The organism is Bacillota bacterium (assembly GCA_009711825.1).
GTDB lineage: Bacteria > Bacillota > Proteinivoracia > UBA4975 > VEMY01 > VEMY01.
The window spans coordinates 99,529-113,703 of the sequence record VEMY01000021.1 but is presented as its reverse complement, the minus strand read 5'-3'; the positions used below and the strand labels follow the sequence as shown (position 1 = coordinate 113,703).

General features: G+C 52.3%; 17 protein-coding genes. All 17 read right to left on the bottom strand.

Translation table 11 applies throughout. The annotated features are described in order from the left end of the window. Window positions 1–2 precede the first annotated feature (2 nt). Window positions 3–2,516, bottom strand: a complete 2,514-nt coding sequence (locus FH749_08200; GenBank protein ID MTI95458.1) for a hypothetical protein — start codon at window positions 2,514–2,516, stop codon at window positions 3–5. Between the two features lie 5 nt (window positions 2,517–2,521). Beyond that, window positions 2,522–3,295 (bottom strand): phage tail family protein, encoded by a 774-nt coding sequence (locus FH749_08195; protein MTI95457.1) that lies wholly within the window; start codon window positions 3,293–3,295, stop codon window positions 2,522–2,524. Window positions 3,296–3,307: 12 nt separating this feature from the next. Continuing rightward, window positions 3,308–5,590, bottom strand: coding sequence for a phage tail protein (locus FH749_08190; protein MTI95456.1), 2,283 nt, complete (start codon window positions 5,588–5,590; stop codon window positions 3,308–3,310). 28 nt (window positions 5,591–5,618) lie between these two features. Further along, entirely contained in the window at window positions 5,619–5,810 is a 192-nt protein-coding gene (locus FH749_08185; protein MTI95455.1) for a hypothetical protein, read from the bottom strand. Next, window positions 5,807–6,196, bottom strand: coding sequence for a hypothetical protein (locus FH749_08180; protein MTI95454.1), 390 nt, complete (start codon window positions 6,194–6,196; stop codon window positions 5,807–5,809). Before FH749_08180 ends, FH749_08185 begins: the two co-directional genes overlap by 4 nt. Beyond that, window positions 6,196–6,795, bottom strand: a complete 600-nt coding sequence (locus FH749_08175; GenBank protein MTI95453.1) for a phage tail protein — start codon at window positions 6,793–6,795, stop codon at window positions 6,196–6,198. The genes FH749_08180 and FH749_08175 overlap by 1 nt, the downstream gene beginning before the upstream one ends. A 3-nt stretch (window positions 6,796–6,798) precedes the next feature. Then, window positions 6,799–7,143, bottom strand: coding sequence for a hypothetical protein (locus FH749_08170; GenBank protein ID MTI95452.1), 345 nt, complete (start codon window positions 7,141–7,143; stop codon window positions 6,799–6,801). Next, on the bottom strand, window positions 7,140–7,571 hold the full coding sequence (locus FH749_08165) for an HK97 gp10 family phage protein (protein ID MTI95451.1): 432 nt from the start codon (window positions 7,569–7,571) through the stop codon (window positions 7,140–7,142). Before FH749_08165 ends, FH749_08170 begins: the two co-directional genes overlap by 4 nt. Further along, window positions 7,558–7,899: a head-tail adaptor protein gene (locus FH749_08160; protein MTI95450.1), complete on the bottom strand. Its 342-nt coding sequence runs from the start codon at window positions 7,897–7,899 to the stop codon at window positions 7,558–7,560. Before FH749_08160 ends, FH749_08165 begins: the two co-directional genes overlap by 14 nt. Window positions 7,900–7,902: 3 nt before the next feature. Next, window positions 7,903–8,211 (bottom strand): phage gp6-like head-tail connector protein, encoded by a 309-nt coding sequence (locus FH749_08155; protein ID MTI95449.1) that lies wholly within the window; start codon window positions 8,209–8,211, stop codon window positions 7,903–7,905. A gap of 19 nt (window positions 8,212–8,230) precedes the next feature. Next, a complete protein-coding gene (locus FH749_08150) occupies window positions 8,231–9,424 on the bottom strand; it encodes a phage major capsid protein (GenBank protein ID MTI95448.1) in 1,194 nt (397 codons plus the stop codon). 21 nt (window positions 9,425–9,445) lie between these two features. Further along, window positions 9,446–10,135 (bottom strand): Clp protease ClpP, encoded by a 690-nt coding sequence (locus FH749_08145; protein MTI95447.1) that lies wholly within the window; start codon window positions 10,133–10,135, stop codon window positions 9,446–9,448. Beyond that, window positions 10,132–11,385 carry a phage portal protein gene (locus FH749_08140; GenBank protein MTI95446.1) on the bottom strand — a complete coding sequence of 418 codons (1,254 nt, stop codon included), beginning with the start codon at window positions 11,383–11,385 and terminating at the stop codon, window positions 10,132–10,134. The genes FH749_08145 and FH749_08140 overlap by 4 nt, the downstream gene beginning before the upstream one ends. Continuing rightward, window positions 11,382–12,986, bottom strand: coding sequence for a terminase large subunit (locus FH749_08135; GenBank protein ID MTI95445.1), 1,605 nt, complete (start codon window positions 12,984–12,986; stop codon window positions 11,382–11,384). Before FH749_08135 ends, FH749_08140 begins: the two co-directional genes overlap by 4 nt. A gap of 85 nt (window positions 12,987–13,071) precedes the next feature. Continuing rightward, the gene (locus FH749_08130; GenBank protein MTI95444.1) at window positions 13,072–13,260 is read right to left on the bottom strand and encodes a DUF5049 domain-containing protein; all 189 of its coding nucleotides are present in this window, start codon (window positions 13,258–13,260) and stop codon (window positions 13,072–13,074) included. Then, window positions 13,253–13,507, bottom strand: coding sequence for a DUF4314 domain-containing protein (locus tag FH749_08125; GenBank protein ID MTI95443.1), 255 nt, complete (start codon window positions 13,505–13,507; stop codon window positions 13,253–13,255). The genes FH749_08130 and FH749_08125 overlap by 8 nt, the downstream gene beginning before the upstream one ends. Further along, complete coding sequence (locus FH749_08120; GenBank protein ID MTI95442.1) at window positions 13,500–14,162, bottom strand: virulence protein; 663 nt, start codon at window positions 14,160–14,162, stop codon at window positions 13,500–13,502. Before FH749_08120 ends, FH749_08125 begins: the two co-directional genes overlap by 8 nt. Window positions 14,163–14,175: the final 13 nt, after the last annotated feature.

Below are 14,175 nucleotides of genomic sequence, written 5' to 3'. Positions count from 1 at the left end.
CTCTAAAATAGGTCAATAAAGCGTGTTTCGGTGCTGCCATCCTCGTACTCAAACACCACCTCAATACCCACTTGACCATTCGCACCCTTTTGCAGGTTCTCCGAGCCAATCTGCGCCGATAGGGTATAGGTGCGCCTTGAAGCTGGATAAACCGTTTGTGCCATACTCTTGGTCAAACCGGGAACGCCAATTGCCTTGAAGGACGCCGTTCCCGTCACACCGTTTTCAGTATCAATCTCAAAGCCTGAGTTCTGCCAATAGGCAAAACCATCGTCAGCGCGTGAATTTCTCAGATGGTTAAAAGGTACCATGTCCCGGATTTCCTGCTGCACAAGGTCGGACTGCGCCAGTTGGTCAGCAACCGTTTCAATTGAAGAATCGCCAAGTTCTCTCAGCTTGCTGGACAGCTCCAGCACGGTTTTCCAAGGCTCCTGCAGATTGTACTCTCTGCGGACAATCCGTGTCCGAATGGTTAAATTCAAGTCTCGGTCGTCCACGGTGACAATATCGCCAAGCTCCCATGCCTCATGCTCATAGCCCGTCAGGGTGGATAAGTCCATAGCAGATAAAACATAGGAAACACGGGGCTTGGCGTACTCGGCCAACCGCATCCTTGTAAACTCCAGCATCTGATACGGATTACTGAAGTTGGATAAATCGAGGGCGGAAACCCGCACCTCATTAGAATAGGTGTAGTCCTCCACATACTCCTTGCCATCGTTGATGGAAGCAAAGGTCATGCCATCCTTGCCGTAAGCATAAAGCCGTGTCACCAGGGAGCGGGTATCTACCACCCGCTTAATACTATTAAGGTTCTTTCTATAAGCAAAGAGAGCGCCGCTTTCCTTACCGCTGAAGGTCAGCAGGTGTACCAATCGGTTGGCGCTATCGAAAACCAAGTCACCGCCATGGATGTTCTGTACCGCCCGAAGAATAGCCAGGGCGTTTTTTTCTATGCATTGCCATGTCCGCAGGGTGGATACATTGACCGTGCCTACAGACCAGCCGGTGCCTTGAAGTGCATATTGCATCGGCACATCCGGGGTGTCTGCATTAAACTCGATGGGCTGCTTTTCTGCACTGAACGCCAGATCATAAAAGGCCGCCTCAGCATACACCGTAGTGAGGGTAGCTCCGTCCGTTCCTTTTTCGTCTGAGATAGTACGGATGCGATAGATATCCTTGACAATTTGCACCGACTTTTCGTTGTCCAATGCCGCCCGCTTGCTGTCGCCCCAGGGCAGCTTGAATTCCAGCACCTCAGCGCCATTGACCTCGCCGGTGACAATAATATCAAAGGCGTTCTCCAATACAGCTTCCCATGCGCCGTTTGCGTCCAGTACCACAGGCCGGGCATAGCCTAATTTTTCAAAAGGAGGCCTTGGGATATCATGAAGCTGGATTTCCAAGAGTTTAGGCGTCCTTGATGGGTCGGTTGTTGCCAGTGTTACACGAAAGCGGATGTACTGCCTGTTCGGCGACTGCAGCTCGCCGCCGCTGCCTATGTTTTGCCACACCGACCACTCTTCCAAGTTATCGGAAGTGGCTGTTTCCACCTCTGTAATAGAGGTAACACCCGGTACATACTCACTGGTTACCGACACCCTACCGCTGCCGGATAGTGCACAAGGAGCCGCCTTAGTATACAAGACACCACTTGCGGGATAAGTACCGCCTGTCGCCTTGAGCAGGACTGTCCCAGGCTCGGTTAAAGCATCCACATTGGCAGCACTGTCAGCACCATTGGCCAGAAGAGCACTCCTGAAATATTCCGCCAAGTCTTCCACGGTAAGCTGCGAATCGGTCTCCAAGAACCAATCGTCGAAGCCGCCTGCGAAATAATAGGTGTTAGCCAGCATGCCCATGACGATATCAGCAGTGCAGGACGGATTAAGGGTACCAGTAAAAGTGCGCTTGGGAGCTATCCAAACCGCACCGTTACTCCGATCACAGAGGATTATCTGCGAAGTCTTGGCAGTGACCTCAATAACCGCTGCGATGAAGTACCAGCCGCCATTGACCATGGAGAAACTTGGCGTTTCACTCTGGTCAAGAATCAGCGAGCCCGCCGAGTTGTAAAGCATCATACGCGGTCTGCCCTGATAGAGCGACACATAAAAGATGGGCTGTCCGGGTCCTTGCCGGGTATTGAAAATGGGGATAAAAGTCTGACCGATTGAATAGGTGGTCGGGTTGATCCAGCCGCCTACGGCAATTTTATCCCCCAAATTATTAAAAAAGCTGCCGTCGTTGGCAGCTATAAGGTGGGTTCTTTCACTGGTCGGGTTATTGATATTTTGCCTGAAATACCGACCGAACCGGCTAAGGGGAAGGGCAGCGGTGGTGCCTGACCAGCCAGAAATGGTAAAATGTCGTCCGTGTCCGGAAGAATCCATGAGTTGGGTATTGCTATCTGGAGCGCTCTCATTAAACCTCCACAGCGCCGACGTGCGCTCTGTTACAGGAAACTCGCCTGTAAAATCCTCCTGCAATGTTAAGACTGTTTTAACTGCCATCCTCATCACCTCCAGCGGCTCTGTGCCTGTATTTTAAGTTCCGTGAACGTTGCATCCCCAACGGTTATTTCAATATTGTTAATCCCTTTGCGTAAGATAGGAAAGTTCAGTTCCTGCAAACACGGCAAGCCGTTCCGCAGGGTGTTTCCGCCAGCATCCGTCACTTTGGCTGTCACCAAGCCAGTATCAATGACAAGGGTCTCGCCCTCAGCCAGCGGGCCGACAACCCGCAGTTCCTCGCCGTTGGTAATAAGGTCGATATAGCTGGAAGAGGATGAGGTGACCACACCCTTAAAAAAATACACCGGTTCTGAATTGGCATTGCCTACTTGCCGTTCAATGACATGACCGCCTTCTGTGGAAATGGTGAAAATCTCGTCATCCAGTGCATAGGCATAAGGGTCGGGACAAACGAAGCGCAGGTCAAAGGAACCAGCCGAGCGCAGAACCCTTTCACAATCCACGGACTCAGAGAGCCGTGCCATGAAATATCGTTCAGGTACATCGTCCAGCACAAGCTGTTTTAAGCCCTTAACCGGGTTAAGCCATTCAGCCATACTGTCCAGTACAGCCACAAGCTCGGTAAAATTGCGCTGGGGATACACGCTGCAGCGCACCGTTATGATCCGCTCTGCAATATCGCAGCCAAAATCGGCCACGCCTGATTTGCCGGGCACGGTAACAAAGGCATTGCGCAGAGAGGGAGAGGTCTGCCAATTGGTCAGACGCGCCTTGATTTTCATGCTTTGCGACGATATGCCGCCATAGATAAAGCCCATTTATCTCCCTCCTTACGCCGGACTAAAGCGGCCTTGCGCCCTTGAGCCGGTCTGCATCAGGTTGTACAATTCCTGTGAAATCCTGCGGATGTCGTCCTCGCTGCGCACAATCATCTGCTGGACGACCACCAGCGGGTTATTTCCGAAACCGGCAATCCCACCGCTGCCGTTCACGTCCACACTGGAATTCACATCAAAGCTGGTTGGAACGGCGTCCTGCATATCCTTGGCAACCTTGTCCATAGCCTTGTCGAAGCCCACGCCGATACCCTGTGCCATATCATCACCAATACCTGCAAACACGGTAGAGGGGGATTTAATACCGAGGAGCCCCTTTACACCACTGACGATACCGCCCACAAAGTCGCTGATCTTATCCTTGATCCATGTGATCATGCTCTTGATGCCGTTCCACAAACCGGTGACGATGTTCTTGCCGATCTCAAACACCGAACCGACCGCTTTCCCAAGCCCCGTAATAATAGCGGCAATGATCTGGGGCAGAGCCTTAATGAGTTCAGGAATAGCCTTTATTAAGCCAATTGCCAGCTGTACGATGAGGGATAAGCCCAGCTCGATGATTTTTGGCAGGTTGTTGGTTATAAAGTTAATGATGGACGATATGATCCTTGGCAGCGCCTCAATGAGTCTGGGCAGCGCATTTAACAATCCTTGCGCCAAGCCCTCTATAATTCTAAACGCCGCATCGAGAATTTTATCCATGTTGTTTAAAAGCACTTCAACGATGAGAATTATTGCTTCCACTATAGCCGGAATCAACTCTGGCAAAGCGTCCGCGATTCCCTCGGCCAAGGTGACGATGATTAACAAAGCACCTTCCACCAGGGCAGGCAGATTTGCGATAATGCCATCCAATAGGGCAAGCACCAGGTATAATGCACCCTGGGTGAGCTGCGGCAGCGCATCAATCACACCTCCCAGCAGTGTTTGCACGATGCTGACCGCAGCGTCAATGATCGTGGGCAGATTATCCACGATCCCGACTACCAGCGCTTTAATAATGTCGGGTGCTACCTGGGCCAGGGCTGAGACGATGGAACTGACAATACCAAGCACCCTCGGGATTAGCTCGGTAATATTCCTGACGATTTCCTCCGCACCTTCCTTGAGTTTTTGCCCTGCGTCCTCCTGTCCCGTAAGAAGTCCCGTAAATCCATCGGTAATCATGGTCAGCCCCGGAAGAAGCTGCGCTCCGATAGCATTTCTTATTCCGCCAAAGGTGCGTTTGAGGGTATCCAAGGAATCGGTGAAAGCCACTGAAGCAGCGATTGCATCATCCGACATGACCATACCAAGTTCGTTGGCTTTCTGTTTGAGGGCCTCGGTGCTTTCGACAGTCTGATTTAAAAGCGGCGCAAGGCCTACTGCTGATTTTCCCAGCAGGTCACTGGCAATAGCCGCCTTTTCGCTCTCGTCCGACACGCCCTGCAGACCGGCAATGGTCATATTGAAGATTTCTTCACGGCTTTTGCCTCTTAGGTCATCTATGGAAATGCCAAGGCGCTCAAACTTTCGGGCAGCGGCTTCGTTGCCGTTAATAACGTCGTCCACCGTATTATTTAAGCCGTTTAGTCCGGTCTTTAGGGATTCGATATCCGCGCCGTTTTGGGAAAGGACGTAATCCCACTCCTGAAAGCCTTTGGTAGACAAGCCGACACTCTGGCTTACTTTATCAATTCGATCGCCTGCTGCTGCGGCATCGGTAGCCATATTGTACAGTGCTTTGCCCGCAGCCGCCGTGGCGGCACCAATTGCTGCCATAGCCGCGCCTACCGCAATACCGATACCCTTAACGATGGCACCCAGTTTCTCGAATTTCCCACCGGCATCATCGGCTGTATCCGCCGTATCGTCCAATTCTTCCCCAAATTCTCTGGTTTGCTTTTCAGCCTCGTCAAAACCCTCGGCAGCCTCATCCAGCGCCTTATTGTTCTGGTCAAGTTCACGTTCCATGCCGTTTAATTCGGCTTTGGCATTGTTTAACTGGATCTGCCAGGCTTGTGTGCGCTTATCATTCTCACCGAAGGAGGCGGCGGCATTGGCCAGAGCTTTTTCAAGGGTGGATATCTTGTTTTTCTGGGCGTCGATTTCTTTATTGAGCACCTGATTGCGGGCAGTAATTGCCTGCACCGATTTATCCTGCTTGTCAAACTGCGAGGATACCAGCTTCATTTCGCTCCCCAGAACCTTAAAGGACTGATTGATGTCCCGCAGGGCGTTCTTAAATTCACGCTCGCCCTCAACGCCAATTTTGAGGCCAAAATTATCTGCCATTTATGCCGCCTCCTTTCCCAAAAGATACTTAAATCCCATAGGGGATTACATCATCGATGGTCAGTTCCCGTTTGGGCTTTGAAAGCCCTAAGAACTGCTTGTGGCACTCCCACAAGTCCATTAATAGGCCAAGGGGCATAAGCCACGCTTCATCCTCACTGTGTCCAAGCTGGACTGTGCCGTAATACAAAAGCCGAGTGAACAATTCATCATCACTCACTCGACCTGGGCGTTTTTTGAAGGTTCATCCTCGCTTTGCACATTCCGCTTGGTCCCCCTGACCATAGCCTCCATGATGGCGTTTTTATACGCCGCCAGTTCCAGAGGGGAAGTCAGGAGTTCCACCGCTTCCGCAGTCAAAAGCTCCCGCTGGTCATCCTTGTTCTTCAGGTTGTGAATCAAAAGGCTCTGGTTCGCCAGCAGCGTAATCAGCCACACCACTTCATCCAGGGCCATTTCAAAGTTCTCTGATTTCATCAGCTTGGCACCCAGGTTTTCAAGTCCGCCGTAGCGTCCGGCGATTTCCTTGGTTGCTTTGGTGGTGAGAATCAGCTGATACTCCTCGCCGCCGATGTTGATGGTGGCACTTCTATCCTCGTTCGCCATCATTCACCGCCTCCTCCCGTTGCAAAGACCGGCTCATACACCGCTTCATACCAACCGGTGATAATCTCAGGTTCAACACCTAAGTCATCCTCGCTGACCTCCGCCTTCCACGGATGATTTCCCTGCCCGTCCAGCTTATTGCGGCGCATAACTGTTCCCTCAATGGTAGGTGTGGAAAAGGTGATGCTCTCGCCCTTGGTTTGCAGGTTTGTTGCCGGGATACCGAACTTGACCCGGTATAACCAGAAGTATCGGTACTTGCCGTTGGCCTTTTTCGCCCGAAAGCCGATGGCCACAGGTTTGCCGCCGTCCTCGCTGGAGGAGATCAGTACCTTGTTGTCGTCGATCCTGGCACCTGTCAAATCTTCGGCGGCTTTGACTCCGATGTCGTCAACACCCAATGAGAGTGTGCCGGATTGAAACTCCTTAACCACCTCCGCTGCACCGTCGTCGGCATAGAGGGTCGCTTCGGCCAGTTCCACCGAAAGCTCTGCGGTCATCGCCTTGGCCAGCGGTATTGGATCGGCATAAGTCTCATTGCCGTTTGTATCTTCAGTGATTTTGGCATAGTAAAGCCTGTCAAGGCCTATCGTCGCCATAACTCATTCCTCCTTAAATTCATACTCTTTCGCCACATCAATGGCGTAATGGTGATAACCGGTATCGTCCTCATGTCCGATATACCGGCGGTCGGTAATGGTAAAGCCCGCAGACAGCAATGCTTTTACCAGCTGGTTTTTACGGGTCAAATAATTGCCCTTGACAAACAAAGACAACCTAACCTCCTGGGTTTCCGCCTGGGGTCGGTTGTCGGCAAAGACCTCAAAGATATCCGCCATCGGGGTGATAACGAGATACTCATCAGGGGGCACACCGCTAAACACTCCTGTCTCAATGGGGATGCCTACAGCCGATAAGGCCTGGTTGAGTTCTTGTAAAATGCTCATAGATGATTCATCTCCTCATCCAGCTTGGCCTTCATCGTCTCCACACACCGCTTTCTGCTTGAGGATTTTGCCGGTTTCAGAAACGGCTTTGCTGGCTGGCCGCTTTTGCCATATTCGATGATATTGGCAAGCTTGGCGTTGCTCTTACCATCCCGCCGGGGTTCAGAAAAGCCGATCTTGATGTTGTAATTGCCCTTTCTGTCTTGCTTGGCTGGGGTAAGCCCTAAAGCATCCGATAGTTCACCGGTGGAACGGGACGGATATTTAGTGCCGCTGCCGATAACCGATTGCAGATTAGACTTCACTTTGTCCAGCACAACCTGACCACCAGCTTCCAGTACCCTTGGGATGATCTCGTCAGTCTTCTCTCCCAGCCGGGATATTTTCAAGAGAAATTCCTCCGGCATTTTTACGTCAGCCTTTGCCACTGGCCTGCACCTCCTTCTCTGCCAGCACCTCAATATACATGCCGCGTCCTTTCACGTCCTCCACGCTGATGATGTTGTACCTGCCGTCTGGGCAAACCAACACAAGGGAGGTTGTGATTTCAAGGCCGGGTATCCTGCGAAAGCGAAACAGGGCAGACGCTTTTGAAAAGGCCGCTCTGTTGGCCCATTTTTCATTACCGTGCCGGTCTTCTTTATATGCGCGGACGCTTGCCAGTACAGTGTCGCTTCTTGTCGAAAAGCCCTCGCTGTCTTTAACCGGCTCCGTCGTAACAATGTCTACAAAGGTGTTCATTTTCCCAAAGCTCATGTATCACACCTTCCAATCCCGGTCCAGCCGCAGAAGCAGGTTTACCGTATTCCACACCTGCTGCCCGGCCTGCACATTATCGGCAAAAAAGCCGCCGGTGCTGCCGTCCCGGCTTTCATAGAAATGGGACGACAGCATAACGACGGCTTGCTCTGTGGTGGGCGGCATGGGGTTGTCGGTGTAATAGCCCTCCGGCTTTTTCTGATAGCTCTCCGCATAGTTCACAGCAGCAGAAATGTACTCCTGTAATAGGGCATCATCCTCACTGTGCTGTAATATGAGGTTTGCCTTGACCTTTTCAAACAGATCCATCATGCCGCACCAGCCTTTCTTATTCTTTCTGCTGCAGCACCTTGATTGCCTCTGGCAGCACAAGCTTGCCATCCACGCGCTGGGTAGCGATAAAGCCTACCTGACCCGTTGCGGCGAACAATTCGTTCAGTCGCTTGAAGACACGGCCCTGACGGTCAGCCACCCAATAATAGCCGAAATCGCCGAACACCACGGTTTTTGCTCCTGCCTCAATGGAAGGCATATATGCCGAGGTATACAGCGGGCGGTTGAGGATGGTGTCGGGCGTTGCCTCCTTGATGGACGGCTGCCACAGGTACTGGCCGGTGCTGTCCTTAAGCTTGCGGATGGCCTTGACCGTCGCGTCATTCATAACGAAGGATGCACGCTTGCGGTAAGGTGACTTAAGGCTGTAGAACAAATCCAGCATTTCGTCCAGCGTGATCGCTGTCGAACCAGCCGTTGTAACACCGATCTGCCCACCGCCTGTTGCGGCCAGGATGCCGGTGGGTTTCCCTGAGCCGTCGCCCACAAAGAAGGCTTCCTCTTCTTTGGCACCAATACGACGGGCAAACTCCCTGGCGATATATCTCTCCAGATTAAACACGCTGTCGTTAAGAAGCTCCTCGCTGACCTTAATCATAGTGGCCAGCTTGAATGCTCCGATGGATACCTGACCGAAGCTGTCGTCGCTTTCAGGAATCTGCCCTCCCTCATCTACCCATGAGGCGGTTCCTTTGGATGCTACTACAGGAATCTTCCTGTCCCCGCTGGAAGTGGTAATGACATTGGCCAGCTGCCGGAAAATGTTTTCCTCCTCCAGCGCTTCCACAAGGGTGCGTTCAAACTCATCAGGTACCAGATAGCCGCCTTCCGTATCCTCGCCAACCTGCAGTGCGTTTTGTATATCTGCAGTACGCTTACCGCGCATGGCATTCCAGAAGGCACGCTTATACTCGGCGGCAGCCCTTCCGGTTTTGACCTCGTCACTTGAAGAAGGCTTGTTGGTAATAGGGGTGTTGGTGGGCTTGGAAAGTTCCAAGTCCAGGGCGGCCTGTCGCTCCAGCCGGTCAATCTCCTTACCCAATGCCACTACATCGGCTTCCATCTTTTCGTAAGTTGCGGTGTCCTCGGCGGATAATAGCCCGTCGCCGCCCCGCTTGGTATCCAGGAATGCCTTGGCCGCTTCCCATGCCCTTGCGCGCTTTTCACGCAGTTCTAAGATTTTACTCATTGTCGTTTCCTCCTTAAAATTTTAGTGGGAAATTAAAGAGAGCCGCTTATCCAGCGACTCAATGGGGGTACCCGTTTTCGGTTTGGGCTTGGGGATTTTCCCAAGCAGGGAGTTGGTGACCGCCAGGCGGCTGAATATCAGGCCTTGCCCTGTATCTTGCGGTTCCTCACTGGCCGCAAACATAATTTTGTCGGCAAAGCCCAGCTCCACAGCCTTTTTGGCGTTCATCCATGTCTCCGCGTCCATAAGGTGGGAGAGCCTGATACGGGAAAGCCCTGATTTCAGTTCATAGGCGTTGATGATGCTTTCCTTGACCTCATCCAGCAGCGCTTTTGCCCGGAGCATCTCCTCGCTGTCGCCGATGGCTATGGTTGATGGATTGTGGATCATCAGCATACTCACAGGAGACATATATACATCACCGCCAGCCATGGCAATGACCGAAGCAGCGCTTGCAGCCAGACCGTCAATCTTGACTGTTACCTTTCCGGCATAATCCATGAGCATGTTATAAATCTGTGCCGCTGCAAATACATCGCCTCCGGGAGAGTTAATCCACACTGTAATGTCGCCGGAAGCAGACAGCAGCTCATCCTTAAATAATTTGGGCGTAACCTCGTCGCCCCACCAGGTTTCCTCTGCGATTGGACCGTTAAGATAAAGGGTGCGTTCATCATCCGAATCCCGCACCCAGTTCCAGAATTTCCTCATTTACTGACCTCCTTTGCTTGATTATTGGCAAACACACCTGCGTCAGCCAGCTTGGTCATATTGCCGTTGACCAGATACAAATCGCCGCCTTCCTCGGCGGGAATGCGGTTCATGTCCTCCAGTTCACGGATGTCGTTGGCACTCATCCAACCATTCTGGCGCGCCGTAGCGTAACCGGACATACGGCTTTGGTAATCACCTCGAAGCAGCCCGTCCACATTGAACTTCACAAAATATCTGGGCTTTTCAGATGGCAGGAGAAGAGACTGCTGTAAAGCCTGCTCCCAACGCACCACCCACGGGTCGAGGGTGTATTTTACAAACTCAAGGCTTTGTTGCTCAATGTTTGAAAAGCTCGACTTCTCCAAATCCCCCACCATGTGGGGCGGTACCCTGAAAATGCGGGCGATCTCGTTGATCTGGAATTTACGGGTCTGTAAAAACTGTGCTTCCTCTGGTGGGATGCCAATCTGATGAAACTTCATGCCCTCCTCCAGCACTGCAATGCGATGGGCGTTGGCACTGCCCTGATACACAGTGTTCCAGCTTTCCCGCACCCGTTTCGGGTCTTTGACCACGCCAGGATGCTCCAGCACCCCTCCCGGATTGGCTCCGTTGGCAAAAAAGGACGCGCCGTATTCCTCCGTTGCCATCGCCATGCCGATAGCATTTTTGGCCATGGCAATGGGCGAGTAGCCGACCAGTCCGTCAAAGCCCAAGCCGGGTATATGCAGGACTTCATCACGCCGCAGGGTGATATAGCCACCTTTTGGTTTTAGTCCGCTTTCATCCACGTCACGGTAATAGGTGTAGACCAGTTCACCGCTTGCAGAGCGGTGAACATCCATTTTGTTAGGGAGAAGAGGGTATAGCCCCAGCACCCTCCCTAGCCCGTCCCGGATAACCTGCGCATAGGCATTACCCCAAAGTAAAAGATGACTCATCAGTGTCTCTCGGAACACAAATGAAGTCATCTCTGGGTTGGGTTCGTTATGGAGGAGGTAGTACAGCGGGTGCTGGCTTATGCGCTCCTTACCTCCGTCCAAGCGATAGCGGTATATGTGCAGGGGAAGCCCTGCAATGGCTTCAGCCAATATTCTCACACAGGCATACACCGCCGTGGTCTGCATGGCCGTTCGCTCGTTGACAGTCTTGCCACTGGTAGTACTGCCGAACAGAAATGAAAACCCGCTGCCCACATGGTTTTGTGGCTTATCTCTTGTGCGGAACAGTCGGGAAAATATACTCATAGAATCAATAGCCCCCTTTCATCATAGACTGAAGTGCCGCTGGGACCACTGCCATTTCGCAGCGCCCGGTCAAGTGCCATAATTGTCGCCACCGCGCCGTCAATCCTCTCGGTGGATTTCTCCTTATCCGGCTTGATATTACCCGCCGGGTCGGTCTTAATGAAAATGTTATCCATCATCCACCGCAGTACCGGATGGCCGCCATGGGCAAGCTTCTCCTCCAGCGTCAGCTTCATCAGTTCCTTGGTGGGCGGCGACATATCCTTAAAGCCTTGACCGAAGGGAACCACCGTGAAGCCTAGACCCTCCAGATTCTGCACCATCTGTACCGCTCCCCAGCGGTCAAAGGCGATCTCGCGGATGTTGTACCGTTCACCCAGGCTTTCAATGAACTTCTCGATGAAGCCGTAATGTACCACATTCCCTTCGGTGGTCAGTATATATCCTTGCTTCTCCCAAAGGTCGTACTGTACATGGTCTCGCCGGACGCGCAGGTCAATGTTATCCTCCGGCATCCAAAAGAACGGGAGAACAGTGTATTTGTCCGCTTCATCCTCCGGCGGAAACACCAGCACAAATGCCGTGATGTCCGTGGTGGAAGAAAGGTCTAACCCACCGTAACAAACCCGTCCCTCAAGGCTTGCTGCCTCTACCGGAAATGCGCAGGCATCCCATTTCGCCATGGGCATCCAGCGGACGGCTTGCTTGACCCACTGGTTCAGGCGCAATTGCCGGAAGCTGTTCTCCTCAGCCGGGTTTTGCTTCGCACTTTCACAGGCGGCCTTTACCTTGTCGATACCAACCGTGATCCCCAGGCTGGGATTTGCTTTCTTCCACACCTTGGGGTCAGTCCAGTCATCCTCTTCCTTCGCACCATATATCACAGGATAGAAGGTGGGGTCACACTTTCTGCCCTCAATGATGTCGAGGGCTTTTTGGTGTGTCTCATAGCAGATGCTCTGTGTGTCTGTGCCTGCTGTGGTAATGAGAAAGTACAGCGGCTGTCTCCTTGCATCACCTGATCCTTTGGTCATGACATCAAACAGCTTGCGATTGGGCTGGGTATGAAGTTCATCAAACACCACACCGTGGATGTTGAAACCGTGCTTGGAGTAAGCCTCAGCGGACAGCACCTGATAGAAGCTGTTAGTTGGCAGGTATATCAGCCGCTTGGTGGAAGCCAGCAGCTTAACCCGCCGTGATAAGGCCGGACACATGCGAACCATGTCAGCTGCCACCTCAAACACGATGGACGCCTGCTGGCGATCTGCAGCACAGCCGTACACCTCAGCCCGTTCCTCACCGTCACCACAGGTGAGAAGCAGGGCAATGGCTGCAGCCAGTTCGCTTTTTCCCATCTTCTTGGGTATCTCCACATAGGCCGTGTTAAACTGGCGGTAGCCGTTGGGCTTGAGGACACCAAACACATCACGGACAATCTGCTCCTGCCAGTCGATGAGTTCAAAGGGCTTACCCGCCCAGGAGCCTTTGGTGTGGGAGAGGGCTTGAATAAAAGATACGGCGTAATCGGCGGCGTCCTTGTCGTAATATGATCCCTCCGCCATAAAGACGGTAGGCTTGTATTTTTTTAGTTTTCGCAAAGGTACCGCCTCCTTACGGTGAATAAAGGCAAAAGAAAAGAGCCTCCGAGGAAGCCCTGTTTCCGTTTGCCTTGGCACTTTGTTGTTATTCTTTTTCGCCGTCCTCGCCTGTCAGGATAAAGCGGCTGTATTCGCCCTTATGGTCCTTCAGGTAAAGCACCAGTTCATGAAAGCCACGCAGATATGCTTCATACTGAACGCGGTGAAGGTCAAACATGTTTGTGACTCCGCTTGCCCTAATGGAAAGGATTTGCTCTTTAATTTTTTCATTCATGAATGGTGTCCTCCATTTCAACCGCTAGCTTTTTCACTATATCCTCACCGTAGACAACACCAAGGGTGGAGCCGCAGTCCCAGATGCAGAATAGAGTTCCCGTGTCGTCAACGAAGTCCACAGTTCCCTTATCGCCAGGCCTCAGTCTGGAATATGGGTCGTTCATCCTGACCAGTTCCACACGGGTACCGTGGGGATACTGCTTTCGCAGTTGCTCCACAATATCTCTGGAGGGAAAGTTATTCATCGGCGGTCACCTCCGCTTTAGGCGGCTTGCCGCTTTTGAACGCGCTGTTGCCGGAAAGGTTCTTCAATAGAATTCTACGCGCCGCCTTATACTCATCGCCCACAAAGCCCAGCCGGATGAGGAACACCCGGAAAGCAAACTTCTCATTTTCTACCGGCTTTTCCTTGGCAGTCACTCGCTTCTGTTCCTTTGCTGCCGCGCAAAGGGCACCAATAAAGCGGGAGTAGGCGGTGACCGTTTCACCGTCGGCATCAAACCTGAACCATGGAAACTTTAATGTTGTTTCCGTCCGTTCCACAGGCAGTGCGTCCGCTCCAATTGCTTTCTTAATAAGTTCTGCTTTGCTTGCAATGAGCCTGTCGAGGTTCTCAAGAGCCGCTTCGGTAAAGCCCTCCAGCGGCATCTCAATGGTCAGGAGATCGTCGGTTTCGCACTCGAAACCCCGCTCGGCAAGCTCATTAAGCAGCCTTTCAACCAAGTCGCTGTCCGTCATGCTGTCAAAGGAGAGCGTTCCCTCCTTGTTTACGGTAAAGTCGCCTATTTCATAGGCGAAGGTCGGCGCACCCTTATAGTTGGCCGGAGTGTCTGTAACCTCGGTGATCGCGTTCACCAGTTCCTTGCGCCGCGTGCCTGTTACGTTGAATCTGATTTCCATCTTTGTAAGCCTC

What these genes read in the sequence shown, in the direction of transcription:
- FH749_08190 (MTI95456.1), bottom strand. Translation starts at nt 5,590, where the DNA reads ATGGCAGATAATTTTGGCCTCAAAATTGGCGTTGAGGGCGAGCGTGAA.
- FH749_08145 (MTI95447.1), bottom strand. Translation starts at nt 10,135, where the DNA reads ATGAGGAAATTCTGGAACTGGGTGCGGGATTCGGATGATGAACGCACC.
- FH749_08125 (MTI95443.1), bottom strand. Translation starts at nt 13,507, where the DNA reads ATGAATAACTTTCCCTCCAGAGATATTGTGGAGCAACTGCGAAAGCAG.
- FH749_08195 (MTI95457.1), bottom strand. Translation starts at nt 3,295, where the DNA reads ATGGGCTTTATCTATGGCGGCATATCGTCGCAAAGCATGAAAATCAAG.
- FH749_08130 (MTI95444.1), bottom strand. Translation starts at nt 13,260, where the DNA reads ATGAATGAAAAAATTAAAGAGCAAATCCTTTCCATTAGGGCAAGCGGA.
- FH749_08150 (MTI95448.1), bottom strand. Translation starts at nt 9,424, where the DNA reads ATGAGTAAAATCTTAGAACTGCGTGAAAAGCGCGCAAGGGCATGGGAA.
- FH749_08120 (MTI95442.1), bottom strand. Translation starts at nt 14,162, where the DNA reads ATGGAAATCAGATTCAACGTAACAGGCACGCGGCGCAAGGAACTGGTG.
- FH749_08170 (MTI95452.1), bottom strand. Translation starts at nt 7,143, where the DNA reads ATGAGCATTTTACAAGAACTCAACCAGGCCTTATCGGCTGTAGGCATC.
- FH749_08160 (MTI95450.1), bottom strand. Translation starts at nt 7,899, where the DNA reads ATGAGCTTTGGGAAAATGAACACCTTTGTAGACATTGTTACGACGGAG.
- FH749_08155 (MTI95449.1), bottom strand. Translation starts at nt 8,211, where the DNA reads ATGGATCTGTTTGAAAAGGTCAAGGCAAACCTCATATTACAGCACAGT.
- FH749_08175 (MTI95453.1), bottom strand. Translation starts at nt 6,795, where the DNA reads ATGGCGACGATAGGCCTTGACAGGCTTTACTATGCCAAAATCACTGAA.
- FH749_08140 (MTI95446.1), bottom strand. Translation starts at nt 11,385, where the DNA reads ATGAGTATATTTTCCCGACTGTTCCGCACAAGAGATAAGCCACAAAAC.
- FH749_08200 (MTI95458.1), bottom strand. Translation starts at nt 2,516, where the DNA reads ATGGCAGTTAAAACAGTCTTAACATTGCAGGAGGATTTTACAGGCGAG.
- FH749_08180 (MTI95454.1), bottom strand. Translation starts at nt 6,196, where the DNA reads ATGGCGAACGAGGATAGAAGTGCCACCATCAACATCGGCGGCGAGGAG.